Origin of the sequence: Bifidobacterium merycicum DSM 6492, assembly GCF_900129045.1 — a bacterium.
GTDB lineage: Bacteria > Actinomycetota > Actinomycetes > Actinomycetales > Bifidobacteriaceae > Bifidobacterium > Bifidobacterium merycicum.
Genome location: NZ_FQTX01000001.1, coordinates 265,950 through 290,010, shown reverse-complemented (window position 1 = coordinate 290,010; position 24,061 = coordinate 265,950). Strand labels below are relative to the sequence as shown.

Annotated in this window: 23 protein-coding genes; 10 read left to right on the top strand and 13 right to left on the bottom strand. The window is 59.7% G+C overall.

Features of this window, described 5'->3' with window-relative positions; translation table 11 throughout:
* Position 1: 1 nt before the first annotated feature.
* Complete coding sequence (locus BUB29_RS01170; protein ID WP_033523647.1) at positions 2 to 664, bottom strand: response regulator transcription factor; 663 nt, start codon at positions 662 to 664, stop codon at positions 2 to 4.
* 236 nt (positions 665 to 900) lie between these two features.
* Here BUB29_RS01170 and BUB29_RS01165 point away from each other — a divergent pair, with 236 nt between their 5' ends.
* Complete coding sequence (locus tag BUB29_RS01165; RefSeq protein ID WP_033523646.1) at positions 901 to 1,617, top strand: hypothetical protein; 717 nt, start codon at positions 901 to 903, stop codon at positions 1,615 to 1,617.
* 22 nt (positions 1,618 to 1,639) lie between these two features.
* Here the strand turns inward: BUB29_RS01165 and BUB29_RS01160 are convergent, their stop codons facing one another.
* The 8 genes from BUB29_RS01160 to asnB form a co-directional block, all read right to left on the bottom strand.
* Positions 1,640 to 2,812 (bottom strand): MFS transporter, encoded by a 1,173-nt coding sequence (locus BUB29_RS01160; RefSeq protein WP_051915080.1) that lies wholly within the window; start codon positions 2,810 to 2,812, stop codon positions 1,640 to 1,642.
* A gap of 402 nt (positions 2,813 to 3,214) precedes the next feature.
* Positions 3,215 to 4,054 (bottom strand): ParA family protein, encoded by an 840-nt coding sequence (locus BUB29_RS01155; RefSeq protein ID WP_033523644.1) that lies wholly within the window; start codon positions 4,052 to 4,054, stop codon positions 3,215 to 3,217.
* Between the two features lie 186 nt (positions 4,055 to 4,240).
* Positions 4,241 to 5,191 (bottom strand): site-specific tyrosine recombinase XerD, encoded by a 951-nt coding sequence (gene xerD / locus BUB29_RS01150; RefSeq protein WP_033523683.1) that lies wholly within the window; start codon positions 5,189 to 5,191, stop codon positions 4,241 to 4,243.
* 214 nt (positions 5,192 to 5,405) lie between these two features.
* Positions 5,406 to 5,789 carry a 50S ribosomal protein L20 gene (rplT, locus tag BUB29_RS01145; RefSeq protein WP_033523643.1) on the bottom strand — a complete coding sequence of 128 codons (384 nt, stop codon included), beginning with the start codon at positions 5,787 to 5,789 and terminating at the stop codon, positions 5,406 to 5,408.
* 42 nt (positions 5,790 to 5,831) lie between these two features.
* Entirely contained in the window at positions 5,832 to 6,026 is a 195-nt protein-coding gene (gene rpmI / locus BUB29_RS01140) for a 50S ribosomal protein L35 (RefSeq protein WP_033523642.1), read from the bottom strand.
* A complete protein-coding gene (infC, locus tag BUB29_RS01135) occupies positions 6,007 to 6,735 on the bottom strand; it encodes a translation initiation factor IF-3 (RefSeq protein ID WP_073117541.1) in 729 nt (242 codons plus the stop codon). Before infC ends, rpmI begins: the two co-directional genes overlap by 20 nt.
* A 289-nt stretch (positions 6,736 to 7,024) precedes the next feature.
* Positions 7,025 to 7,342 (bottom strand): hypothetical protein, encoded by a 318-nt coding sequence (locus BUB29_RS01130; RefSeq protein WP_143155112.1) that lies wholly within the window; start codon positions 7,340 to 7,342, stop codon positions 7,025 to 7,027.
* A gap of 5 nt (positions 7,343 to 7,347) precedes the next feature.
* On the bottom strand, positions 7,348 to 9,234 hold the full coding sequence (gene asnB, locus BUB29_RS01125) for an asparagine synthase (glutamine-hydrolyzing) (protein WP_033523639.1): 1,887 nt from the start codon (positions 9,232 to 9,234) through the stop codon (positions 7,348 to 7,350).
* 183 nt (positions 9,235 to 9,417) lie between these two features.
* On the opposite strand from asnB, the gene BUB29_RS01120 reads away from it, so the two are divergent.
* The 3 genes from BUB29_RS01120 to ybaK all read left to right on the top strand — a co-directional run bounded on the left by BUB29_RS01120 (position 9,418) and on the right by ybaK (position 12,431).
* Positions 9,418 to 10,161, top strand: coding sequence for a thiamine diphosphokinase (locus tag BUB29_RS01120; protein ID WP_033523680.1), 744 nt, complete (start codon positions 9,418 to 9,420; stop codon positions 10,159 to 10,161).
* A 219-nt stretch (positions 10,162 to 10,380) separates the two neighbouring features.
* Positions 10,381 to 11,439: a type I glyceraldehyde-3-phosphate dehydrogenase gene (gene gap / locus BUB29_RS01115; protein ID WP_033523638.1), complete on the top strand. Its 1,059-nt coding sequence runs from the start codon at positions 10,381 to 10,383 to the stop codon at positions 11,437 to 11,439.
* A 485-nt stretch (positions 11,440 to 11,924) separates the two neighbouring features.
* On the top strand, positions 11,925 to 12,431 hold the full coding sequence (ybaK, locus tag BUB29_RS01110; protein WP_033523637.1) for a Cys-tRNA(Pro) deacylase: 507 nt from the start codon (positions 11,925 to 11,927) through the stop codon (positions 12,429 to 12,431).
* Between the two features lie 336 nt (positions 12,432 to 12,767).
* Here ybaK and BUB29_RS01105 read toward each other — a convergent pair whose 3' ends face one another.
* Positions 12,768 to 13,796, bottom strand: a complete 1,029-nt coding sequence (locus BUB29_RS01105; RefSeq protein WP_033523636.1) for a 4-hydroxy-3-methylbut-2-enyl diphosphate reductase — start codon at positions 13,794 to 13,796, stop codon at positions 12,768 to 12,770.
* 553 nt (positions 13,797 to 14,349) lie between these two features.
* Between BUB29_RS01105 and BUB29_RS01100 the strand changes: the two genes are divergently transcribed.
* Complete coding sequence (locus BUB29_RS01100) at positions 14,350 to 15,300, top strand: aldose 1-epimerase family protein (protein ID WP_033523635.1); 951 nt, start codon at positions 14,350 to 14,352, stop codon at positions 15,298 to 15,300.
* Between the two features lie 150 nt (positions 15,301 to 15,450).
* Positions 15,451 to 15,525, top strand: a complete 75-nt coding sequence (locus BUB29_RS10270) for a 50S ribosomal protein bL37 (protein WP_003817083.1) — start codon at positions 15,451 to 15,453, stop codon at positions 15,523 to 15,525.
* Between the two features lie 276 nt (positions 15,526 to 15,801).
* Here the strand turns inward: BUB29_RS10270 and BUB29_RS01095 are convergent, their stop codons facing one another.
* On the bottom strand, positions 15,802 to 16,125 hold the full coding sequence (locus BUB29_RS01095) for a hypothetical protein (RefSeq protein ID WP_234945668.1): 324 nt from the start codon (positions 16,123 to 16,125) through the stop codon (positions 15,802 to 15,804).
* 62 nt (positions 16,126 to 16,187) lie between these two features.
* Positions 16,188 to 16,865: a sigma-70 family RNA polymerase sigma factor gene (locus tag BUB29_RS01090; RefSeq protein WP_033523634.1), complete on the bottom strand. Its 678-nt coding sequence runs from the start codon at positions 16,863 to 16,865 to the stop codon at positions 16,188 to 16,190.
* Positions 16,866 to 16,939: 74 nt separating this feature from the next.
* Between BUB29_RS01090 and BUB29_RS01085 the strand changes: the two genes are divergently transcribed.
* Genes BUB29_RS01085 through BUB29_RS01070 form a run of 4 tightly spaced genes read left to right on the top strand, consistent with a single transcriptional unit; the run spans position 16,940 to position 22,167 of the window.
* Positions 16,940 to 18,508 carry a UDP-N-acetylmuramoyl-L-alanyl-D-glutamate--2,6-diaminopimelate ligase gene (locus BUB29_RS01085; protein ID WP_034249669.1) on the top strand — a complete coding sequence of 523 codons (1,569 nt, stop codon included), beginning with the start codon at positions 16,940 to 16,942 and terminating at the stop codon, positions 18,506 to 18,508.
* Between the two features lie 59 nt (positions 18,509 to 18,567).
* Positions 18,568 to 20,142 (top strand): UDP-N-acetylmuramoyl-L-alanyl-D-glutamate--2,6-diaminopimelate ligase, encoded by a 1,575-nt coding sequence (locus BUB29_RS01080; protein WP_034249665.1) that lies wholly within the window; start codon positions 18,568 to 18,570, stop codon positions 20,140 to 20,142.
* A gap of 58 nt (positions 20,143 to 20,200) precedes the next feature.
* Positions 20,201 to 21,445, top strand: coding sequence for a carboxylate--amine ligase (locus BUB29_RS01075; RefSeq protein ID WP_033523569.1), 1,245 nt, complete (start codon positions 20,201 to 20,203; stop codon positions 21,443 to 21,445).
* Positions 21,442 to 22,167, top strand: a complete 726-nt coding sequence (locus BUB29_RS01070; protein WP_033523570.1) for an aspartate/glutamate racemase family protein — start codon at positions 21,442 to 21,444, stop codon at positions 22,165 to 22,167. The genes BUB29_RS01075 and BUB29_RS01070 overlap by 4 nt, the downstream gene beginning before the upstream one ends.
* Positions 22,168 to 22,274: 107 nt before the next feature.
* Here the strand turns inward: BUB29_RS01070 and BUB29_RS01065 are convergent, their stop codons facing one another.
* Positions 22,275 to 23,786, bottom strand: coding sequence for a bifunctional folylpolyglutamate synthase/dihydrofolate synthase (locus tag BUB29_RS01065; protein WP_033523571.1), 1,512 nt, complete (start codon positions 23,784 to 23,786; stop codon positions 22,275 to 22,277).
* Between the last annotated feature and the right edge of the window lie 275 nt (positions 23,787 to 24,061).

Below are 24,061 nucleotides of genomic sequence, written 5' to 3'. Positions count from 1 at the left end.
CTCACTGTCCATCGTGTTCATGGTTACGCAGCCACAGTGATACGGCCTGACGTGAAGTCCTGCATCCAAGTTTTCTGGTGAGGTTCTGCATATGCTTACGCACCGTCGCGGGGGCGACGTGGAGCCGTTCAGCGATTTCATCATCCCGCAATCCCACGTTCGATGCCAATTCGATCACCGTCTCCTCAGTCGGGGTCAACCGCGCCCCTTCCGCACTGTTCCGGATGCGATAGTATGCCCCCTGTGGTGTCTCGAAACCTTCCATCACCACGCCATTGAGCGCATGCGCCATGGCGCCGGCCATCCGGTTAAGGTCCTCTTTGCCGATCAATCCTTGCGCTCCGGCTTCGATCATGGCGTTCCTATACCTGTTCAGGGAGAAACTCGTCATGCCCAATATCGGCAGATACCTGTTCTTGCAACGGATTCTTCTGCATACCGATGCGCCCTGCATATCCTCCATCGACATATCGAGCATCAGCAGATCGTAGTGCCCATTCTGCCCGGAACATTCGGATACCGCTTCAAGACCTGACGTGGACTGCCAGGCAACGTACAACCCCGGTAAATGGTCGGAAACAAGCGAATCCAACACTCGCAACGCCAATTCGTCATTATCGACCAACGCGATACGCTTCGGCACATTACGGCGTCCGTTCGGCATAATCCCTCCCTCTCGGTTTCCTGTAGGAAAGGATAGGTTGTTCTCGGCGGAATGCCTTATCACCTACACAAATGTGTACTTCGCTTTCTACACAAATGCGGAACCTTCGGTTGCCTTCATCGCATCATCCCGGCGATAATGGAAGGATAGGTTCGTTTCAGGGGAACGACTTGTCAATCGATCATGCAGCCGACCGTTTGCAAGGCGATCGGAACCGGATTCAGGGAGGAATCATCATGAGCATCAGACATATGCATCGCACGGCAGCCTTCGCGCTCTGCATCAGCGTGGCCCTCACAGGCTGCGCGGGGTGCGGCGCTCCGGGCGGCGCCTCCCAATCCGATTCCTCGGCTTCCTCATCATCTTCGGCGAGCACGCAGAACAACGGTGCAAAGATCGCGCCGACCCTAAAGGATTACATCCAAAGCCTGCTTGATGCCGACAAGGGCACCATGTCCGACCAGCAACGTTCCGCTTTGGAACGGGCCGTGCAGAACGATGGCAAGGTCTCCCGGTCGGATTATGAACGCGCATGGTCGGATTACAGGCAGTGCATCGTCGACAAAGGCTATTCGGTGCCGGAATTGCAACGGTATTCCAGCGGCGTATACGCGCTCCCCTCATACGACACCTCCAAGGCCACCCGGGAGCAGACCAGCAAGCTCAGCGAGGATCTTGTGACATGCGACCAGCTGCATATCACGAACATCGACACGGTGTACAAACTGCAGATCGGCAATCCGACCCTTTCAACGAACAGCAGCGCCGTCGCCGTCGACTGTTTGCGCCGGGAGAACGTCAAGCCGAAAAGCTACACCGTCGAACAGTTGGAGAAGGACCTCGTATCCGATCACAATGGTCTGACGAACAATGCCAAGGCGTTGGATTGCCTGGTCACCTCCGGCGTGAACGTGACACCGGCCGACGAGACGCCATGGCAGCCGTTCCAGTGAGCGGCACGCCGGGCACTCGAAGTCACTTCCCCGATCTTTCGTAGAATCCGCGGTCCTTCGCCACGAACGGACGCAGCAGCGTGGTCGTGCCGACGGCGAGCAATGTGAACACCGCGCCGACCGGGCCAAGCCACATCAGTCCGAGATGATCGTTGACCAGACCGCCGACCGCCGAGCCGAGCGCGATACCGATGTTGAACGACATGGAATTCAACGATGCCGCCAGATTAAGCGACCCAGGGTGCGATTGCGCGGCGACGTCCATGTACAGCACCTGCGACGCGGAATTCTGCAGGTACATGAACATGCCGAGCACCACAAGCAACGGCACGCCGTACGCCGGCACCCAATGCACGAGGATCAGCGAGGCGAGCAGCAGCGTATGCACGCAGTAGATGGGTCGGATATGCGTCAGCGGTTCCACTCCCCTACCGCGGTCGGCAAGCTTGCCACCATACAGGTTGCTCCACAGGCACGCCGCACCGAACACCACCAGGCCGATGCTCAGGAACCGTTCCGGCACATGCATTTCATCGCGCATGATCGGCGTCAGATACGTGTAGAACACGTAGCTTGCGGCGGCACCGAACATCACATCCGCCACACCGAGTTGGATGCGCCGGTCGAGGAACAGCCTGAACTGCGGCAGGAACCCGATCCTGACGATATGGCTATTACGCGGCAGTACGGTGACCATCAGCACCATGAGCACGATGGTGATGGCGCACACCAGCAGGAACGCCCAACGCCAGCCGAACACGCCGGCCACCCACGTGCCCACCGGCACGCCGGCCACGGATGCGATGGAGAAGCCGGAGAACACCCAGGCGATGAACTTCGTGCGGTACCGTTCGACAGTGACGTCCGGCGCATAGGTCATGGCGATGGCGACCAGCGTGCCGGATACGAGTGCGATGACGATGCGGGCGATGAGCAGCACCGTATAGTTCGGGGCGAACGCGCACATCACGTTGCCCACGAGGAACACGGCGACGAGTGTCAGATGCGTGGCAAAACGCGGGAATCTGGCGGATAATGCCGAGCCGAGCGGCGTGACGGGCGCATAGACGAGCGCGAACAGCGATACCAGGTTGCCGACCGTCACCTCCGAGACCTTCAATCCCGCCGCGATATCCGGCAGGATGCCGACCATGATGAATTCGCTCATGCCCAGAGCAAAGCTCAATGCGATCAACGTGACGACGGGAAGGTTGAAGAAACCTCCTGTATCAGCCGAAACACCCGAATCCTCGGGAGCCTTCGAGACCTGCGACGCCTGCCCATCCTGCGCTACGTTCACGGCACACCCTTCCGTCAATCGTCGTACATAGCCAGCGAACAGATTAGTCCTCCGCTACCCCAACACACGGCTCTTCAAGAAACGACCGCATAGGCATCATCCAAGCATCTCCGCCGTATGCACCCGCCCGAGAAAGCACCCGAAAGACGCGCATCAATAGCAAGCCCCTGCAGCCAATACCTGGTGTCCTCCGAGACTCGCATAACCGAGACTTGCATAACAATCGGCCGCCACCCCACCTGCGCGGGCAGCGGCCGGACAATCAGCAGCTAACGATCAGCAACCAGCAATCGGCGATCAGGCGACGATGCCCTCCGCCACAAGCTCGCGTGCCACTTCACGGTATTCCTTGCTGGTCTTGTGCCCGGGGGCGTAGAACGTGATCGGCGCGGCGGCCACGGTGGAATCCGGCAGTTTGATGGAACGGGAGATCACGGTGTGGAATACCTTCTCCTGGAACGCCTCGTAGATGCGCTGCATGACCTCCTCGCAATGCAGGGTCTTGGTGAACATGGTCACCAGCACGCCGTACACCTCAAGGCTCGGGTTGATACGGCTCTGCACCTTCTTGATGGACTGCATGAGCAATGCCACGCCACGCAGGGCGAAGAATTCGGCGGCCACGGGAATGATGACGCCGTCGGCGGCGGTCAATGCGTTCACCGTGAGCAGGCCGAGGGACGGCTGACAGTCGATGATGATGACATCGTATTCGTCCTTCAGCGGACGCAGCACGCTGGCGAGCATCTGCTCGCGTCCGACCTCGGTGACCAGCTGCACTTCCGCAGCGGACAGGTCGATATTGGCGGGGATGACGTCAAGATTCTCGAATTTCGTATGCTGCACGACCTCATGCGGGTCGATGTCCGGGGTGAACAGCGCGGTGTAGATCGTGTTCTCCACGGTGTTGGCGTTGATGCCAAGGCCGACGGTCGCGGCGCCTTGGGGATCGAAATCGACGATCAGGCAACGGCGGCCGAATTGGCTCAGCGCACCGGCGATGTTGATGGAACTGGTGGTTTTGCCGACGCCACCCTTCTGATTGCACATAGCGATGACCCGTGCCGGGCCGTGGTGTTCCAGCGGCTCGGGAGCGGGGAAGGTCTCATAGTCGCGTCCAAGCAAATCCGTAGGCATAGCCTCCACTCTACCAAACCCGCGACATTCGTCGGGGAAATCGGGCACCCCTTGGAACAACGCCGCTTCACGCATGACTTCCCGGCGTGTTCATCGGCGGTTCGCGTGATGCACGCAACACCTGCCACATACCGATCACACTCACCGTCTACATTACGTCGCCATACGCCGATGCACCGGAACACGTCACCGTGCACGCGGATGCGCAGTGAGATAGGTTTCGATGAGATTCTCCGGGCTCACATGCGTGTAAATCTGCGTGGTGGTGACGCTCGCATGCCCGAGCAGCTCCTGCACGGTACGCACATCGGCACCGCCCTGGATGAGATGCGTGGCGAAGGAGTGGCGCAACGTATGCGGGTGCAACGGCTTGCCGATATGCGCCCGCTGCCCGGCCTGGTTCACCACTTCCCATACCGACTGGCGTGACATGCGCCGCCCGCGCTTGTTCAGGAACACCGCCCTGCGCTCGGGCTCCCCGCTTTTCACGCAACCTTCCAGTATCGGCCGCCCCTCACGCAGGTATCGTGCTATCGCCGCGCAAGCACAATCACCCACCGGCACCAAGCGCTGCTTCGCCCCCTTACCCGTCACCCTGGCCACGCGCTCGTCCAAGTCGATATCGTTCAAGTCGACACCGACCGCCTCCGAAACGCGGCATCCGGTGGCATACATGAACTCCAGTAACGCCTTGTCGCGCAACAGCACGGCGTCCGGCGCATCCATCACGCATCCGGGAGCCGGCACGAGCATGCAATCCAGTAATTTCGCCACCTCATCGACAGTCAACACGTCAGGCAGCGTGCTCGCACCCTTCGGTGCCTTGACCGTGGCCGATACGTCATCGGTCACGGCATGCGCACTGAGCGCGAAGCGGTGGAATTCGTGGATGGAGGCGAGGTTGCGGGCCTTGGAACGGGCACTCGCGCCATTGGCATCCAGATACGCGACGTAATCCTCGACATGCTGTTTGGTGATGGCGTTCGGATCGGTGATGCCGCGCTTGTTCAGCCATGCGCGGTACCGGTCGAGATCGGAAGTGTATGCCGCGACCGTCGCCTTCGAAAGTCCACGTTCCACATCGATGTGTGCGATGAATTGCGTTTGCAAGCGTGCGATGGCGTCGGTCCTATCCATGCCGACCATTGTATGCGCGTGCCGGGCGGGGATTCCGGGAGGACGCGCGGCATGATGAGCAAAATGCGCACGGCATCATACGCAATTGCACAGGACCGCATGAATCACGCGAAGAAAACAAAACCCCGCCATATGGCGGGGTTCGATGCAGCCTATGCGGCTTCGCTCCTCATCCGATCGCCTCTCGCAATCGGAAGTGCGATTCCAATGAATCTCAGGCGTTGACCGGAGCGTTCACGTCGGCCGGCAGAGCCTTCTTGGCTTCGGCGACGATGGCCTTGAAGGTCTCCGGGTCGCTCACGGCGAGCTCGGCGAGGGCGCGGCGATCCAGTTCGATGCCAGCCAGCTTGAGGCCCTGGATGAAGCGGTTGTAGGTGATGCCTTCAGCGCGGACGGCGGCGTTGATGCGCTGGATCCACAGCTTGCGGAAGTCGCCCTTGCGAGCCTTACGGTCGCGGAAGTTGTAGTTAAAGGAGTGGAGCAGCTGTTCCTTGGCCTTGCGGTACAGGCGGGAACGCTGGCCACGGTAGCCGGAGGCCCTTTCGAGAACGACGCGACGCTTCTTGTGGGCATTGACTGCGCGCTTCACACGTGCCATATTTATTCCTTCGCTTTCTTATAAAATCCTAAAAGAGTTGTCTCACTTGCTCAGCATGCGGTTGAGCTTCTTGGTCTGCGGACCCGCGAGAACCTGATCGGCCTTCAGCGCACGGCGCTTGCGAGCGGACTTGTGCTCAAGGTTGTGGCGCATGGCGCTGCCGGCCTGCATCAGCTTGCCCGTACCGGTACGACGGACACGCTTGGAAGCGGCGGAATTACTTTTCATCTTCGGCATTGCTGCCCTCCTTGTTGGTGTGCTTCTTGCTGGAAGTCTTAGAAATCGAGGCCTGCGCCTCAGCTGCCGCCTGGGCCTGTGCCTCCTGCTTCGCGGCGAGACGAGCGGCCTGGCGAGCCTGACGTTCGGCGCGGGATTCCGCACCGCGACGGCGCTGCTCGGACTGGGTGTGCACCTTCTTGCCCTTAGGCGCAAGCACCATGATGATGTTGCGGCCTTCCTGCTTCGGCTGGGACTCGATGGTGCCGCTCTCCTCCACTTCCGCGGCGAGACGCTGCAGCAGCTCGACGCCGCCGATCGGACGGGACTGTTCGCGGCCACGCAGCATGATGGTGACCTTGACCTTGTCGCCGCCGTTGAGGAAGCGGGTGACATGACCCTTCTTCACATCGAAGTCATGGTCATCGATCTTCAAACGGAAGCGGATTTCCTTGACTTCTGCGGTGTTCTGATTGCGGCGAGCTTCACGAGCCTTGATCTTCTCGTTGTACTTGTACTTGCCGTAATCGATGAGCTTGGCAACCGGAGGCTTTGCATTGGGCGCCACCTCGACGAGATCGAGGTTCGCTTCCTTCGCAAGGTTCAGTGCGACCGAGGTCGCGATAACGCCCACCTGCTCGCCCTTAGGGCCGATCAGGCGCACCTGCGAGACGCGAATCTCGTCGTTAATGCGTGGTTCGTCGCTGATGATGACTCCAATCCTCTGTATTCCTTCACGAGGCTCACCTTGGAATCACAGCATCGGTTTCACGGCACGCCGAACACCCGTTCATAATCACACGAACGAATCATCGGCCTCATGTTTCTCTTCCATGCGCAACGCATGAGGAAACTGCCTTGAACCCGAAACCCTGAAAGGTTCCCAGGTGGGGTCGCCCCGCTTTCTTGATTTCTCAAGCCAATCGTTTAGTGTACCACCGGTCTTGACAAACGGCTCCCCGCGTGTCAGGCGGGCTTCCGGCACTCACGAGCGGCCCGTATGGCACCCTGACAGGGCGCTATTTCGTGTCGCCTTTGCTCTCGGGCTGCTTATCCCAGCAGTTCATGCCGCCTGCGCCACCGCTGTCACGGAACACGACGCAATGCTTCTCCCCGTCCGGAGTCTTCAATGTCACATACCGGTAGCTGGAACTGTCACTGCCGCCATACCCGTTGCTGCCGGTATGCCATTTGCCGTCCGTAAGATCGAGCGCCTTGCCGTTAAGCGACGCACGCTTGCCGCCTTTGATCTCGATGGTGCAGCCGCCCACCGGCACACAGGTCGCCATCGCTAACACTACTGCCGCCGCACGCTTCGCGGCACGGGCTCTCGCCATGCTTTTCATGCGATGGTGATGATGTCCGGCTTGGAACCATCGTGCACGAAGTACACGTCGTACCACGTGAGGAACGAGTACACGGTCCAGATCTTGCGGCGGTCGTCGGTCTTGCCGGCATAATTGTCGTCGATCATCCGAAGCAGGGCATCCTGATCGAAGAACTCGGACACGTAATCACGTTCGAATACGGAACGCACGTACTTGTAGAACTTCTCCTCGCGCAGCCACTTCTTGATGGGCACCGGGAAGCCGAGCTTCTCACGGTCGTACCATTCCTTCGGAAGATGACGGCCCGCGGCCTGACGGAAGGCGTACTTCGTGTTCTCGTCGGTGATCAGATACTTGGTCGGCACCTGCTCGGCCACGGCCATAAGCTCCTTGTCGAGCAGCGGCACGCGCAACTCCAGGGAATGGGCCATGGTCATCTTGTCGGCCTTGAGCAGAATGTCGCCGGGCATCCACTGATGCATGTCGAGGTACTGCTTCTTCTTAAGCTCGCTCAGCCCCTTGCCCTCCACACGGGCATAGGTCTTGCCGACGATGCTCCGCACGCTGGGAGCCTTGCGGTATTCAGGCTTAAGCAGCTTGTCGGATTCGGACTCGTCGAACACCCTGGCCTGGCCGATGAAGTTCTCCTCGGCGGGCGAAAGATTCGCATACATATGCCATGCGCCATGGAACGTCTTGCCCTTGCACCACTTCGCGATGGTATGGCGGGCGCCTGCGGGCAGATGGCTGAGCCAACGCGTCAGCACCTTGATCGGCTTGAACTTGGTGTGCACGCCGTAATCGATGTATCCGGCGAACAATTCGTCGGCGCCCTCGCCGCTGAGCACGACCTTGACGTCCTTCGCCGCCAATGCCGACAGGAAATACAGCGGCACGCAGCTCGGGTTGGAATCCGGCTCGTCCAAATGCCACTGGATGCGCGGGAATGCGGAGAACGCCTCCTCGTCGGTCAACGCCTCGGCGGTGTTGTTCAGATCGATGAGTTTGGCAAGTTCACCAGCCTGCTGGGATTCGTTGTACGTCCCCTTGCCGAAGCCGATGGAATACGTGTGCTGCGGACGCGCGACCGCCGCCACGTAGCTGGAATCCACGCCGCTGGACAGGAACGATCCGACCTCGACGTCCGCGATCTGATGGGCTTTGACGGAATCGCAGACGGTCCGGTCGATGGCATCGACCAGAGGCTCCAGCTTGGTGTTCGATTCGCGGAAGTTCTCATCGTAATACCGGTGGATGCTCATCTCGCCGTCGCGGTAGGTGAAGTAATGTCCTTCCGGCAGCTTGAACACTCCCTTGAAGAAGGTTTCGCCGATGGCCGGGTACTGGAAGGTCATATACGGCTTAAGAGCCTCCTTGTTGAGCTCCTTGACGAAATCGGGGTGCTGCAGCAGGCTCTTGATCTCCGAGGCGTACATGAACGTGCCGTTCATCTTGGCGTAGTAGAACGGCTTGATGCCGAAATGGTCGCGTGCGCCAAACAGCTCGCGCTTGGTCTTATCCCAAATCACGAAGGTGAACATGCCGCGGATCTTCTGCAGCAGGTCGACGCCCCACTGTTCGTACCCGTGCAGCAGCACCTCGGTGTCGCTTCGGGTGGTGAAGGTGTGACCGGCTTCGATCAGCTGTTCGCGCAGCGGCTGATAGTTGTAGATCTCGCCGTTGAAGGTGATGATGAGGTTGCCATCCTCGTTATAGATCGGCTGCTGGCCTCCACCCAGATCGATGATGCTCAGTCGACGGTGTCCCAAGGCTACATGCTCGTCAATATAATGCCCTTCACTATCTGGTCCGCGATGTGCGATGATATCGGTCATTTTCCGCAGTATCGGGCACTTGGTGTCAATGGGCATGTCGTTGACGAATCCGGCGATTCCACACATAGATGCTGCCTCAACCTTTCATCCTGAAAATTCAGACCCCACACTAGCAAAGCTTTTGTATCAAACCTGTGCCGAAACGACACGCTTACTCCCGTTTACCCCCCCATTCCTCCTGATACGCCGCCGTCGGCCCAGACCACACCATCACCTCGACACACCGGCTGATTAGACTATGTGAGCATGATGAGCATGACTGACGCAACGACATGCGTGATTTTCGGAGCCGGAGAATACTACGACGAAACGCCGATCGTGCCGAACGGAGCGTTCGTGGTGGCAGCCGACGGCGGACTCGACCATACACGCGCACTCGGCATCGACGCCGACGTGATCGTAGGCGATTTCGACTCGCTGAACGGACGGATGCCGCGCACCGGCGACCGTACGATCGCGCTCCCCCCGGAAAAAGACGACCCCGACATGCTGTCCGCGCTGAAAATCGGCTGGTCGCACGGCGCAAGCACATTCCATATATATGGTGCGCTCGGCGGACGCGTCGACCACACGATCTCGAACATCCAGCTCACCGCACTGCTCGCCCAGCGTGGCGGCACCGGTTTCCTGCATGGCGATGGCACGATCATCACCGCCATCTGCGACGGCGAACTCGCATTCCCCGAAAACCGCGTGCGCCCCGGACGCATGGTGTCCGTGTTCTCCCATTCCGACATTTCCACCGGCGTGAATGAGACCGGACTCAAATACGAACTGACCGACGCCACCATGAGCAGCATCCACGTCAACGGCGTCAGCAACGAATTCCTGCACGGCAATCCGGCTCGAATCGCCGTCGCCCACGGTACGCTCATCGTCACTTTCCCCGTCGAGGCGCCGATTCCCGTCGTGACGAGACGGCACAGCTTCACCGGCGATCTGGGTGCGCTCGACACTTCGGTGTCGTCGGCGTTGCACGACGGAACGCGATGAAGACGCATGATGCCGACGCACCGTGCCGACATCGTGTGAACATGCGCGGACGGCTAGGGAACGTCGGCGGAACGCCATCGAGACAACACGCGCCGCGAAACGAAAATGCGCACGTTTTCATTGCCTGAAGTACAGGTAAGGCATTAGAGTGGAGACGTTGGTAAAACCATGGCGCGGCATGCGCAACGGCATGTCACGCCTTCCCAAAGGGAGAATTACATGACAGTTAAGATTGGTATCAACGGCTTCGGTCGTATCGGTCGTCTCGCCTTCCGCCGCATCTTCGAGCTGCAGGCTCGTGGCGGCCAGGCCGGCGACATCGAAGTTGCCGCCATCAACGATCTGACCACCCCGGCAACTCTCGCCTACCTGCTGAAGTACGACAGCACCCACGGCACCTTCCGCCACGACGACGGCACCCCGGTCGACGTCAAGGCCACCGAGGATTCCATCATCGTCGACGGCAAGGAATACAAGGTCTACGCCGAGAAGGACGCCAACAACATCCCGTGGGTCAAGAACGACAGTGTCGAGTACGTGCTCGAGTGCACCGGTTTCTACACCTCCGCTGAGAAGTCCCAGGCTCACATCAACGCTGGTGCCAAGAAGGTCCTGATCTCCGCCCCGGCCAAGGATGACACCACCCCGACTGTCGTGTTCGGCGTGAACCACGACATCCTGAAGGCTTCCGACGTGATCGTCTCCGCCGGCTCCTGCACCACCAACTCCATGGCCGCCATGGTCAAGCTGCTGGACGAGAAGTTCGGCATCAAGGCTGGCTTCATGACCACCATCCACGCCTACACCGGCACCCAGATGCTGCTGGACGGCCCGCGTGGCACCAAGACCGGCCGCAACCTGCGCGCTGCCGCCATCAACACCATCGCCCACTCCACCGGCGCTGCCAAGGCCATCGGCAAGGTCGTTCCGTCCGTGAACGGCAAGCTGCAGGGGCACGCCCAGCGTATCCAGGTCCCGGACGGCTCCGTCACCGAGCTGACCACTGTCCTGAACAAGGAGACCACCGCCGACGAGATCAACGAGGCCTTCAAGGAAGCCTTCGCTGACTGCGAGTACTACGGCTACAACGACGAGGGCATCGTGTCCTCCGACATCCTGGGCGACACCCACGGTGGCGTGTTCGATCCGACCCAGACCGACGTTAACACCGTTGACGGCGTGACCCTGGCTCGCACCGTCTCCTTCTACGACAACGAGTACGGCTTCACCTCCAACATGATCCGTACCCTGCTGTACTTCGCCGAGATCTCCGAGTGAACCGACGCGGAGTGATCCGCAACGAGTCATAAGGAGACCGTCTGATATACGACTCTGACGGTCTCGATGGAAAGCCCCCGCCCACTTCGGCGGGGGCTTTTCGTATTACGGGGCATGGTTGTGGTTGTTACGGAAACTCGACTGTGTACGGAGACATGGTTGTTACGGAGACATGGTTGGAAGACCTAACTGCGGCGTGTCCCTGTGCTTCCCGCTCTTCCGCTCTTTCTCTCCCCATTTCTTCTCTTTCTTCTTCCTTCCTGTCTCTTCTCACCTCTTCCTTTCCTTCTCCTCCCCGTTCTTCATCCCCTTCCGTTTCCTTGATTCTTTTCCTTCTCCTCCCCGTTCTTCATCCCCTCCCGCTTCCTTTATTCTTTTTCCCGCCGTTCTTCATCCCCTTCCGCTTCTTTGTTTCTTTTCCTTTTCCCGGCTTCTTTCGTGCTCGATTCCCGAATCGGTCACGCGGGGTTCTATGATGAGGCACCATGAGCAAGAAAAAACGTGAGAAGGGCGCAGGCTCCACTCCCGCGACCGTGCAACTGGAACAGGCAGGCGTGGAGTTCAAGACCTACGAGTACGAGCATTCGAACGATCACATGGATGACGGGTATGGCATTGAAGCCGCGAAGAAACTCGGTTTCGACGAGCATCAGGTCTTCAAGACGCTGATGGCCGACACCGGTTCGGAACGCGTGGTGGGCGTCGTGCCCGTAAGCGGTCATATGGATCTGAAGGCCTTGGCGGCGGCGGTCGGCGCGAAGAAGGCGGCGATGGCCGATCCGAAGGTCGCCATGCGTGAATCGGGATATGTGGTTGGAGGCATTTCACCGTTGGGGCAGCGCACGAAGCATAAGACCGTGTTGGATGAGAGCGCGTTGCAATTCGACGAGATTCTGCTGTCCGGCGGCAAGCGCGGGTTCTCCGTGGGATTGAACCCATACGACCTGTTGAAAGTGTTGGATGGTATTACCGCACCGATTGGTACTTGGTGATAGATCATCCGTCCAGTGTGGACAAACGGAGGTGCTTTCCCTGTTTGGCTACGCTGAGCCACTCCCAGCGTAGCTAAACCGGGTCGCCACCTCCACTTGTCTACGCTGAGGTCGTGTCAGCGTAGACAGACGGTGGCGTCTTCTCCAGATACCTACGCTGAGAACCCGTCAACGTAGCCAAACGGGAACGACCTACCCGAATCACTGCGCTGAGGGGCTGAAAGCGCAGATACGGGGATAGCTTCGCCAGATGACTACGCTGGGAAGCCATACCGAGAACCACTCATCACGGCTTATCGCAGTCCGCAGCAACCAAGCACGGGGCATATCCACATATCAACGGACAGTCTGACGGCGCAACTCCGCGGGCAGTACGAAATGCATGTTCTCCTTGGTGGTTTCCACGGATTCCATATCCGTATACCCCATGCCACGCAGCGCCTCGACCACGCCTTCCACGTACATTTCCGGAACCGACGCGCCCGAGGAAACGCCGACCACTTCAACGCCATCGAACCACGCGGGATCAAGCTCGCTCGCATCATCCACACGATGCGCCAACCCGCATGCCCCATTTCGCGCCGGCGCATCCTCCGCTGCAAAACGAGCGTCAAGCCCCTCCTGCCCCACTTCCATGAGCCGCACGGAATTCGAGGAATTGGCGGACCCCACGATCACCACGCAATCGGATTTCTCTGCAACCAGCTTGACCGCCGCCTGACGGTTGGAAGTCGCATAACAGATATCAGAGCTGGGAGGCATCTCGATCCACGGGAACCGCTTCCGCAACGCGGCAATCGTATCCGCCGTCTCATCCACACTCAACGTGGTCTGCGTGAGCAGCACCAGTTTAGTTTCCGGCGAAAAATCAAGCTCCGCCACATCGCCTTCGTGTTCGATCAGATGGACATGCTCGGGGCTTTCCCCTACCACTCCGACCGCCTCGTCATGGCCGAGATGACCGATGTACACGATTTCATATCCTTCGCGCACGAAACGAAGCACCTCACGATGCACCTTGCCCACCAGCGGGCACGTCGCGTCGATCACATTCAGACCGCGACGCTGCGCTTCGGCTTTGACCTGTGGCGACACGCCGTGCGCGGAAAACACCACCGGCACATTCGCCTCGGCCGCAGCATCAGGGATCTCATCAAGTTCTTCGACGAACACCGCGCCTTGCGAAGCCAACTCCTCGACCACATGACGATTGTGCACGATCTGACGACGCACGTACACCGGCGGCAAATCACCATGTTCGCCATCTTGCGGAACGGATTTCAGAATGGTCTGCACCGTCAATATCGCCCTGTCCACGCCGGCGCAGAAACCGCGTGGATCGGCCAGAATAATGCGCTTGCCCATATCATCCGCCTTTCGTCTCAAAAACAACCCCACCAAGCATAGCCGTAAACCCTTTGCCGTGCACAGCACCACGCGAACTTGAGGTAGTGATTTGGTGACGAGATCACCGTTTAGCTATGCCGGCAAGACCCCAGCGTAGGCGCTTGGAGAAGACACCACCGTTTGTCTACACTAGTGAACCCCGAGCGTAGCGATTCGGAGACGGTATCACCGTCTGGCCATGCTGATAGCTCCTCAGCGTAGGCAAATGGAGACGGCACCACGGTTCAGCAACGCTGACAGACCCTCAGCGCAGCGATTCGGAGACGACACCGCCGACCGGCAACGCTGACGAACCTCGAGCGTATCCAAATGGAGATACCATCACCGTCTGCCTACGCTAAGCGCCAACCACCATCAGTACCGCCGCAGTTTTTACTAGAACGACATCGGCACCGGCCCACCGCGCTACACTAGATAGTGACGGCAACGGCTGTTAACGGTAACAAGCCCACTATTCCAACCGTTGCGTATCAGAACATCAGATACATCGAACACTATGGGAGTGTGAACAATGACACAGCATCTTTCCCCGCGTACCGGCCAGCAGTACTCGATTGCATACGGCGATTGGAAGGCCGTCGTCACCGAACTGGGCGGAACCCTGCGCAAGCTCACGTACCGTGGCCGCAACATCATCGTCCCGCTCGGCCCCGACGACCCGGTCACCTGCTGCCAAGGACAGATGCTCGTTCCATTCCCGAACCGCATCGAAGCCGGCACCTACACCTTCGAAGGCGTCACCTACGAGCTGCCCATCGACGAGCATGACCGCAACAACGCCATCCACGGCTACGGCTACCGCTCGTTCTGGAAGCTCGAATCACTCACCGAAACCTCCGTCATCCAGTCCTGGCGCGTGCCGTACTTGCTGGGCTACCCCTTCGACGTCACGGTGACCGCAACGCACGAACTCACCGAGGACGGCATGAAGGTCACCATCAGCGCCACCAACAATGGCGATATCGACGCCCCGTGGGCTCTGGCGCTCCACCCGTGGCTGGACAACGGCTTCAACGGCTACGGCGACGAGATCGACGGCCATAACGCGCAGTGCACGCTGCAGGTTCCGGCGAAGACGCACGTCACCGTGAACGAGAACCTCATCCCGACCGGCACCGAGCCGGTTGACGGCACCAAGTACGATCTGCGCAAGCCGACGCTGCTGACCAACCAGCCGTTCGATGATGCCTGGACGGATGTCGAACATGACGCGGACGGCAAGGTCACCGCCACGTTCACCCGCCCGGACGGCCTGACCATCACCGTGGGCGGCGACGAGACCATCACGTCCTTCCAGGTGTGCACTGGCACCGGCTTCCCCGCCGAGAAACACCCAGCCGGCACCGCCGTGGAACCGCAGACCGCCTACGCAAACGCATTCAACACCGGTAACGGGCTTATCGTCATCAAGCCGGGCGAAACCAGCACCACCGCAATCTATCTCGGCGCGGAACTGGCCTGATTCGCAGGCTTCACCAGCCGTATCACAGTCGTGGCGCGCCCGCATCGACAGTCGTACCATGGCTGGATAATGAAACGGGTATTTGCCAAGGTCTTTCGGTCATGGCATAATGCCTAAGGCTTATTTTTATTACTGAAAAGGAGTCCAATCATGGGCATGCGTGGACGTAAGCGCAAGGATCGTCGTAAGAAGGCCGCCAACCACGGCAAGCGCCCGAACGCCTGATCCTGTCGAATAGACGTAGAAACCCTCCCGAATCTTCCGGTTCGGGAGGGTTTCGTTTTATCTGATGCTTTATCCGAGGATTTCAGCGGCCCAGCTTGACTGGTTCGGTCGTTCGGTCAGGCACGGTTCGAGGTTTGATGGTCTGGTGGCCCGGCGATTCAACGGTTCAACGGTTCAATGCTTCGACTCGATGCACCTGTTCCATCGCGTCCGATCAAACACGACAACCGTCGACTCCGAACACGGCAACCGTCAACCCCAGCCTCACAACAACCCCTATTCGCGCTCCTCCTCGCAGCAGTGGTCCAGCGTGGCTTTCAACCGTGCCATCAGACAGGCGGGCGCCACCTCCGGCCGCAGATAGCTGCGCAGCGTGGCGATCATCGCGCGCTCATGCACATCGCAGCAGGATGACGGATCGAAGTACTCACCCGTTGCGGCAGTAGTGGTGGTAGTGGTGATATGCACTTCCGTATGTCCCACCACACCATCCGCACCGGCGCGGGTGATGGAAATATGCCGTTCGATGGCGGCAGAGGCAGCAGAAACGGCAGATGTAGCAGAAACGGCGGAGACGGTTGTCCGCCTGTCGCTCGGCATGTCGCCTGACGTTTCGCTTCGCTGGGGCGATTCGCAACAACAACACATGATAGTTCTCTCTCCTATTTATTCGTATTATCGTTGTCCGACCGCGGATTGTCACTGGTCTTTGCGCATAGTGAACCCTTCGGCCCGCCGGTCTTGCGGTCAAGGTACCCACGCTCCTTCGCGTAGGCTGCCAGCTCATGTTTGAGCTGGGTGCGGGCACGATTCAAACGGCTCATCACCGTACCGATTTTCACCCCTTGTTCCTCAGCCACCTGACTGTATGATTTGCCGTCGATCGCGGCGTCGATGAACACCTGCCGGCGTTCCGGCGACAGCTTCGCGAGCGCGGCCATGATCTCTTCGGGCGCGAACGCGTCCAGATATTCCTCTTCGGCCGATTTGAGCCCGTCCGAGGAGTGTTCCGAAGCGGAGTAGATATCCCAATCATCGTATTCGCCGGAGGAATCGTTGGCGCGTTGCGGACGGCGCTTGGCTTTGGCGTATTGGTTGAAGTAGGCGTTGCGTTCGATGGTGGTCATCCATGCTTCGAAGTTCGTGCCCTGCTTGAAGGAGTCGAAGGCCTTGAATCCTCGTTCGAAGGTGTCTTGCACCAGGTCCTGCGCGTCATCCGGGTTATTGGTCAGCTTCATCGCCTGACGATACAGCGCGTTGACTGCGGGCATGACGAGCCGTTCGAAGCGTTCCCGCTTCTGCGTCAGAGTTTCGCCGTCATCATTCGTCACGAACACCATTGTAATCCCCAGTTTTTTTGTCAGGATCGCTCAGCACAATGGGGGGTCGGGAAAAACTTGGGAAAGGACCCAACATGACGCTGACACTGGCTTCCGCCGCATCGCTTCTCTCACAGCATAATCTTCTGAGAGAGGTGGTTCATGGCGACGTCTGGCAACTCGACGCCTCGGGTATCGATGGTGCGGACACGCCTTTTGAAAAACTCTCGTATGACACACGCGAGATCGCCCCCGGCACGCTGCTGGTCTGCAAGGGCAGATTCAAGCCGGAATTTCTTGACGGCACGGCGGAGAAGGGGCTCGCCGCCTATGTTGCGGAAACCGATTTGTCGGAGCGCACCGATCGCCCCGGCCTCATCGTCAACGATGCGCGCAAGGCGCTGAGCCTGCTCGCTGCCGAATTCTACGATCATCCGGAACGCGAGCTCACGCTGGTGGGCATCACCGGCACCAAGGGCAAAACCACCACGGCCTATTTCACGCAGGCCATCCTCAACGCTTACAGCGGCGGGCGCTGCGCCTTGTTCTCCTCCGTGGACAACTGTCTTGACGGCCACGCCTACGCCGAATCGGATCTCACCACGCCCGAATCGTTCGACGCGCTGCGCATGATGCGCGAAGCCGTGGATAACGGCATGACGTACCTGGTGATGGAGGTCAGCTCGCAGGCATACAAGGTGCAACGCGTGTACGGGTTCACGTTCGACGTGGGCGCGTTCCTCAACATCACCCCGGACCATATCAGTCCCATCGAGCATCCAACGCTTGAGGATTACCTGTATTGCAAACGCCAGCTCATCGCCAACTGCCGCAAGCTCGTGCTCGGCTCCGGCTGCAAGCATATCAACCTGTTGCGCGAGGATGCCGCCGCGCATAACGTGCCGGTCAGCGAGTTCTCGGTATTCGACAATTTGGAGGATCATTACGATCCGGAGCATTTGGAGGATCTTCCCGCCACCTGCGCCTGGGCGGTCGACTGCACGCACCGCGCCTACCATATGCGTGTGGACGGCGTGGATCTGGGCGAGTACACACTTGATTTGGACGGCGATTTCAACTATCGGAACGCATTGGCGGCCGTCGCGATCGCGCATGCCGCGGGTGTGCCCGTCGACAGCGAGGCGATGCATGCCATGGAACACACCAAGGTGCCCGGCCGCATGATGCAGTATTACGACGAGGGCGCGAACACCGTCGTCATCGTCGATTACGCGCACAACTACGATTCCGTGGTCAAACTGCTCGACTATGTCGACGTGCGGTACGGCGAGGAGAATCCGGGCATCACCTTGGTCACCGGTTCGGCTGGCAACAAGGCACTTGATCGCCGCGAAGGCATCGTCCAGGCCGCGCAGGACCGCATCATGCGTTTCGTGTTCACCGCCGAAGACACCGACACCGAACCGTATGAGGATATCTGCCGCGATATGGCGAATTGCATCACCAACGACCGGGTGAAGTCCAGCACGATCATCGACCGCACCAAAGCCATCGAATCCGCTGTGGAAAAGGCGCGCAGCGACGCCGACCGCCTCGACGTGGTACTAATCATCGGCAAAGGGCACGAGCGTTGGATTAAGGATCTCAACAAGCATGTGCCGTACGAAGGTGATGATTGTGTAGTGGAGCGTCTGCTGCGATAGACACTGGGGTACGATGGTGGGGATTCTGTTTCCCGAAGGAAAGTCGAAGCATTCCCCCTATGGCATTCACGAACGCATCGTTCACCCTGACCAGTGCGGTCGAACTGCTCAAGCAGCATCATCTGCTCCGTGAAATCATCACGCCCGAACGCTGGACCGTCAACACGGCGGGTCTTCCCGGAGCGGATACGCCGATTCCCGCGATCACCTACGACACCCGTGAGGTCACGCCCGGATCGCTGCTGTTCGTCAAAGGCCGGTTCAAACCCGAGTTCATGGACGGGATCGACGAGCGGGGCTTGGCCGTCTACGTATCCGAAACCGAGTTTTCGGATCGTACATCGGCGGTCGGGCTCATCGTCGAGGACGCGCCGAAGGCCATGGCCCTGTTGTCGTTTGAATTCTACGGGCGCCCCGACAGGCAATTGAAGATGGTGGGCATCACCGGCACCAAGGGCAAAACCACCACCAACTATTTCACCCACGCGATCCTCAACGCGTATTCGCACGGGCGTGCCGCGATCACCAGTTCCATCGCCTGCTGCCTGGACGGCAACACCTGGATCCCTTCCAAGCTCACCACACCGGTGTCGTTGGATCTGGCACACATGATGCGCGAAGCCGTGGATAACGGCATGGAATATTTCGTCATGGAAGTCAGCTCGCAGGCGTACAAGGTCAACCGCGTCTACGATCTGACCTTCGATGCCGGGGCGTTCCTCAACATCTCCCCCGATCACATCAGTCCCATCGAACATCCGACGTTCGAGGATTATCTGCATTGCAAGCGGCAGATCATCGCCCACAGCCGCTGGTTCGTGCTCGGCGCGGACTGCGATCACGCCGATCTGCTGCGCGAGGACGCCGCCGCGAACAATGTGCCGGTGTTCTCGTTCGCGCTTCACGACGAAGCCGCCGGCGAGCGCACGCCCGCCGATCTCACCGTCTCCCCCACCGAGGGGACGAAAACCGGCATCACTGTCTCCTGCGATGGCGAGACGCGCGCGTTCACCCTCGATATGCTCGGCGAATTCAACTTCCTCAACGCCGCGGCCGCCATCGCGCTGGCTGTCAATATCGGCGTACCGTTCGACAGCGATGCCATGAAGGCCATCGAATCCGTGCAGGTTCCCGGTCATATGGAACGGTTCACGGGCGGCGAGAATCTGCTGGTATTCGTGGATTTCGCGCATAATTACCTGTCCACCAAGGCGCTGGTGGATGAGATGGTGCGCGTGTATGGCGAGCGCGACCCGCATATCACCGTGGTCGCCGGTTCCACCGGGGGCAAGGCCATCGACCGGCGTGAGGGCATCGTCAAGGGTGCGCTCGGCCAAGCGGAATCGTATATCTTCACGACAGACGATCCGAATTTCGAGGATCCGCAGGCGATCTGCGAACAGATGGCCTCGTATGTGACGGATGATGCGCGGACGCAAATCATCGTCGACCGCGATCAGGCCATCACCACCGCGATCGGCGAGGCTCGCGAACATGCGGACCGGTTCAACATCGTTCTGGTGATCGGCAAAGGCCATGAACGGCGCAACATCATCAACGGCAAGGCCGTCCCCTGGCCCGGCGACGCGACGATCGTGCGCCGCGAGCTGGATGCCCGTCCGGCCGGGTTGTAGGGTAAACAGCTGGGCAAATAAACGACTTGACCACACGACAACGGTAAGGTGAGGGTTTATGACAAGATTCCAACCGATTCTGCTAGGCAGCGACATCAACGTCTACGGCATGGCTAGGGCTTTCCATGAGGAGTATGGCATCGTCTCCGAAGCCTATGCGTATTTCCAGCTCAGTCCGACGAAGTTCAGCCGGATCGTCAATGTCCATATCGTCGACGATTTCAATAATTTCGTCACGTTCCGTGATTTCATGCTCGACCTGGGCAAAAGGATGAAGGCCGAGGACCCGGACCGTGTGCTGCTGCTCATCCCCTGCGGCGACGTGTATGCGAATCTGCTCAGCCAATGCGGCGACGACCTGCGCCGGTATTTCGTCTATAACACGTTGGACATCAACCTGTCCCGCAGGCTGGCGTACAAGTCGACCTTCTACCGCATCTGCGAACAGTACGATCTGCCGCATCCGAAGACGAAGACGGTCACCGCCGATGAGGTCGCGGCCGGTGCATACAAGGATCTACCATTCGCATACCCGGTTGCGATGAAGCCCGCCAATTCGGTGGAATGGCTGAACATCGATTTCGAAGGACGCCGCAAGGCCTACATCTTCGACAGTCCGGATAAGCTTGAGACGATCATCAAACGTGCCTACGCGGCGGGCTACACGTCCGAAATGGTCATTCAGGATTTCATCCCCGGCGACGATTCGCGCATGCGCGTACTGAACGCCTACGTGGATCAGCATCATCGCGTGCGCATGATGTTCCTCGGCCATCCGCTGCTCGAGGACCCCTCCCCCGTGGCGGCCGGAAACTATGCGGCCATCCTGCCCGACTACAACGAGAAGGTGTTCCGCATCATCAAAGCCTTCCTTGAGGATATCGGCTATGAGGGCGTCGCCAACTTCGATATGAAATACGATGAGCGCGACGGCGAATACAAGCTGTTCGAGATCAATCTGCGTCAGGGACGTTCCAGCTATTTCGTGACGTTGAACGGATTCAATCTGGCCAAGTACTTCGTCGACGATCTGGTCGAGGACACCCCATTCGACGGGGACACGCTGTTCGGCCGCGGGTCGAAGCTGTGGCTTGAAATCCCGAAATCCATCTTCATGGATTATGTGGCCGAAGGCCCGGATAAGGAAGCGGGGCGCGCGATGCTTGCCTCCGGGAACTGGGGCACCACCCTCGAATACAAGAAGGACATGAACCCCTTGCGATGGGCCATGGTCCGCCACATGTTCTCCATTTACAAGAAGAGCTACGCCAAATACTTCACCAAAAAGGACGAATTGAAATGAAACGACCGTTCTTCGCCGTACTCGGCGGCATGGGCACGTTGGCCACGGAAAGCTACGTCCGTCTGGTCGACGCGGCCACGCACGCGCACAGCGATCAGGAGTATCTGGATTACGTCGTGTTCAACGATGCGTCCGTGCCCGATCGTACCGCGTTCATCATCGGGGAATCGGATGACAACCCGTTCCCCGTACTCGCGGACGATATCGAAAAGGCCACGGCGATGGGCGCGAGCTTCATCGTGTTGACCTGCAACACCGCCCATTATTTCTATGACCGTTTCCAGGCGCTCACCGATGTGCCGATCCTGCACATGCCGCGCGAGGCGGTCAAGCGACTGTCGAAATCGTACCCGGCGGGTTCCGCCACGCGCGTCGGATTCCTCGGCACGGTGGGTTCGCGCGCTTCGGGCGTGTACAAGCATGCCGTGGAGGAGGCCGGATACACGTTCGTGGAACCGGATGATGCGCTGCAGCAGCGTATCACGTCGCTCATCTATGACGATGTGAAGGGCACCGGCGAGCTGAATCTCGCACGCTACGAGTCCGTGCTCCGCGACATGCTCGACCCGGCCGGTCCGTGCGCGTGCGATGCGCTGATCCTCGGCTGCACCGAGCTCAGTGTGCTCAACGAGGCCTTCCCACTCCCGCAGCTGCCCGTCATCGATGCGCAGGCCGTGCTGGTGGATGTGACCGTGGAACGGGCGGAGGCGTTGCGCGGCTGAATGTGCCAGCGCACCGAGCGCTCCAAGCGGATAAGCGTACATAACAGGAAAACGGGAGTCGAGCCATTGAGCCCGGCTCCCGTTTCTCGTAGGATCGCCGACTTACGTCACTCCTCGGCCGTTTCGGCGTTCCCGGCATCGCCGGCTTCAGTATCACCGGCTCCAGCCTCGGCATCCCCGCGATCATCCGGCTCCACGGTGGCCTGATGGATGCTCATGGCCTTCTGCATGACCGGGCTCGCGTGCTCCTTCAGCATGGCTCGCGCATCACCCGCGGTGACGAAGCTGCCGCAGATGAGCACGCCGTGGCCGTAGCCCACGCCCAGCTCATCGTCGGCGTCCACCAGGTTGACGGCGGTCTGGATGGCGTCGGGCAGGTTCGGTTCCTTGATCACGCGATCGGCGCCGAACACGTCGATGGCGATTTTCTCCAGTTCATCGGCGGGCATGACGCGGTCGCGCCACGAGTTCTCGGTCACCACGATCTGGCTGAGCACCGGCTCCAAAATGCCCAGATACTGTTCGACCTGCTTGTCGGCCATCATGGCCACCACGCCGACCAGCTGCTCGAAGTTGTAGTTCTCCTCAAGCGCCGCACGCAGCGATTCGGCGGCGTTGATGTTATGCCCGCCGTCGAGGATGATGGTCGGCGAGGTGCGGATCTGCTCGATGCGCCCCGGGATCTTCACGCCGCTCAATGCCTCGGCCACCAGATCGCCGTCCAACGCGCCGGACGTGGGGATCACGGCCTCACAGGCGGCGAGCGCAGCGAGTGCGTTATGCGCCTGATGCTCGCCGAACTTGGCGATGGGCACTTCGGTGTAGGTGCCGAGCGGCGTGGACAGGGTGGCGACCTGACCGCCGACCGCGGGCATGCGTTCGACGACCTCCATCTCGTAGCCGTCGCGTACCAGCTTGGCGTGGTTGCGTTCCGCGGCTTCCTCAATGATCGGCATGACCGCCTCCTCGTGGGGTTGACGGCCGATGACCGCGGTGCAGCCGGGCTTGATGATGCCGACTTTCTCCTGTGCGATGTCCTCGACGGTGTCGCCCAACCACTTCATGTGGTCCATGTCGATTGGCCCGATAATCGCCGCGTCCGCGTTCAGCACGTTCGTGGCGTCCCATGCGCCGCCCATACCGACCTCGACGACGGCGACGTCCACCGGCGCGTCCGCGAACTTCCAGATCGCCATGGCAGTGAGCACTTCGAAGAAGCTCATGCGCGGCTTGCCTTGCTCCTCCATTTTGGCGTCCACCAGATCGACGTAATCCTTGATCTGATCCCATGCATCGATGAAGTCGTCATCGCTGAGCTCCTGGCCGTCAATGGCGATGCGCTCGTTCACCTTCTCCAGGTGCGGCGACGTGTACAGGCCGGTGCGCAGACCGTAGGCGCGGCAGATGGCTTCTGCCATGCGTGCGGTGGATCCCTTACCGTTGGTGCCGGTGATATGGATCACGCGGAACGATTCCTCCGGATGGCCCAGCACGTCCAGCATGAGATTCATGCGGTCAAGGTCAAGATTGGTGGTGTTGTGTTCCGGCGGGCGGCTCATGATGTCGCGCTCCACGTCGTGGATGGATTCACCGTTTCTGTTCGGATGCTCGAATGACATGACTTCCTCTCGATACGTACGGATATGTACAACTTGCACAACCGATACGTACAAACCTCTCATATTCTATTGCACGCCCCGATGTACGGTTCGCAGCGTTCCGGATATCCCGTCCTGGCACGCCCCGCCCGCCCCGCTCCCAGGTTGCGTCGCACATGTGGCACCATAGGAAACACGGTGTGCGCGGGGCGCACGTGGACTACGATGGGACGATGGTGTGATGGTGTGGCCGACTGTTCCACGCGAGCCGTCCGGATTCACGGAAACCATCGATC

Bases quoted from the DNA above. Each gene is read 5' to 3' on its own strand.
- BUB29_RS01155 (WP_033523644.1), bottom strand. From the start codon at position 4,054: ATGCCTACGGATTTGCTTGGACGCGACTATGAGACCTTCCCCGCTCCC.
- BUB29_RS01090 (WP_033523634.1), bottom strand. From the start codon at position 16,865: ATGGTGTTCGTGACGAATGATGACGGCGAAACTCTGACGCAGAAGCGG.
- xerD (WP_033523683.1), bottom strand. From the start codon at position 5,191: ATGGATAGGACCGACGCCATCGCACGCTTGCAAACGCAATTCATCGCA.
- BUB29_RS01075 (WP_033523569.1), top strand. From the start codon at position 20,201: ATGACAAGATTCCAACCGATTCTGCTAGGCAGCGACATCAACGTCTAC.
- BUB29_RS01085 (WP_034249669.1), top strand. From the start codon at position 16,940: ATGACGCTGACACTGGCTTCCGCCGCATCGCTTCTCTCACAGCATAAT.
- gap (WP_033523638.1), top strand. From the start codon at position 10,381: ATGACAGTTAAGATTGGTATCAACGGCTTCGGTCGTATCGGTCGTCTC.
- rplT (WP_033523643.1), bottom strand. From the start codon at position 5,789: ATGGCACGTGTGAAGCGCGCAGTCAATGCCCACAAGAAGCGTCGCGTC.
- BUB29_RS01070 (WP_033523570.1), top strand. From the start codon at position 21,442: ATGAAACGACCGTTCTTCGCCGTACTCGGCGGCATGGGCACGTTGGCC.
- ybaK (WP_033523637.1), top strand. From the start codon at position 11,925: ATGAGCAAGAAAAAACGTGAGAAGGGCGCAGGCTCCACTCCCGCGACC.
- BUB29_RS01080 (WP_034249665.1), top strand. From the start codon at position 18,568: ATGGCATTCACGAACGCATCGTTCACCCTGACCAGTGCGGTCGAACTG.
- BUB29_RS01095 (WP_234945668.1), bottom strand. From the start codon at position 16,125: ATGCCGAGCGACAGGCGGACAACCGTCTCCGCCGTTTCTGCTACATCT.
- BUB29_RS01130 (WP_143155112.1), bottom strand. From the start codon at position 7,342: ATGGCGAGAGCCCGTGCCGCGAAGCGTGCGGCGGCAGTAGTGTTAGCG.
- BUB29_RS01120 (WP_033523680.1), top strand. From the start codon at position 9,418: ATGAGCATGACTGACGCAACGACATGCGTGATTTTCGGAGCCGGAGAA.
- BUB29_RS01065 (WP_033523571.1), bottom strand. From the start codon at position 23,786: ATGTCATTCGAGCATCCGAACAGAAACGGTGAATCCATCCACGACGTG.
- BUB29_RS01100 (WP_033523635.1), top strand. From the start codon at position 14,350: ATGACACAGCATCTTTCCCCGCGTACCGGCCAGCAGTACTCGATTGCA.
- BUB29_RS01165 (WP_033523646.1), top strand. From the start codon at position 901: ATGAGCATCAGACATATGCATCGCACGGCAGCCTTCGCGCTCTGCATC.
- rpmI (WP_033523642.1), bottom strand. From the start codon at position 6,026: ATGCCGAAGATGAAAAGTAATTCCGCCGCTTCCAAGCGTGTCCGTCGT.
- BUB29_RS01170 (WP_033523647.1), bottom strand. From the start codon at position 664: ATGCCGAACGGACGCCGTAATGTGCCGAAGCGTATCGCGTTGGTCGAT.
- BUB29_RS01105 (WP_033523636.1), bottom strand. From the start codon at position 13,796: ATGGGCAAGCGCATTATTCTGGCCGATCCACGCGGTTTCTGCGCCGGC.
- asnB (WP_033523639.1), bottom strand. From the start codon at position 9,234: ATGTGTGGAATCGCCGGATTCGTCAACGACATGCCCATTGACACCAAG.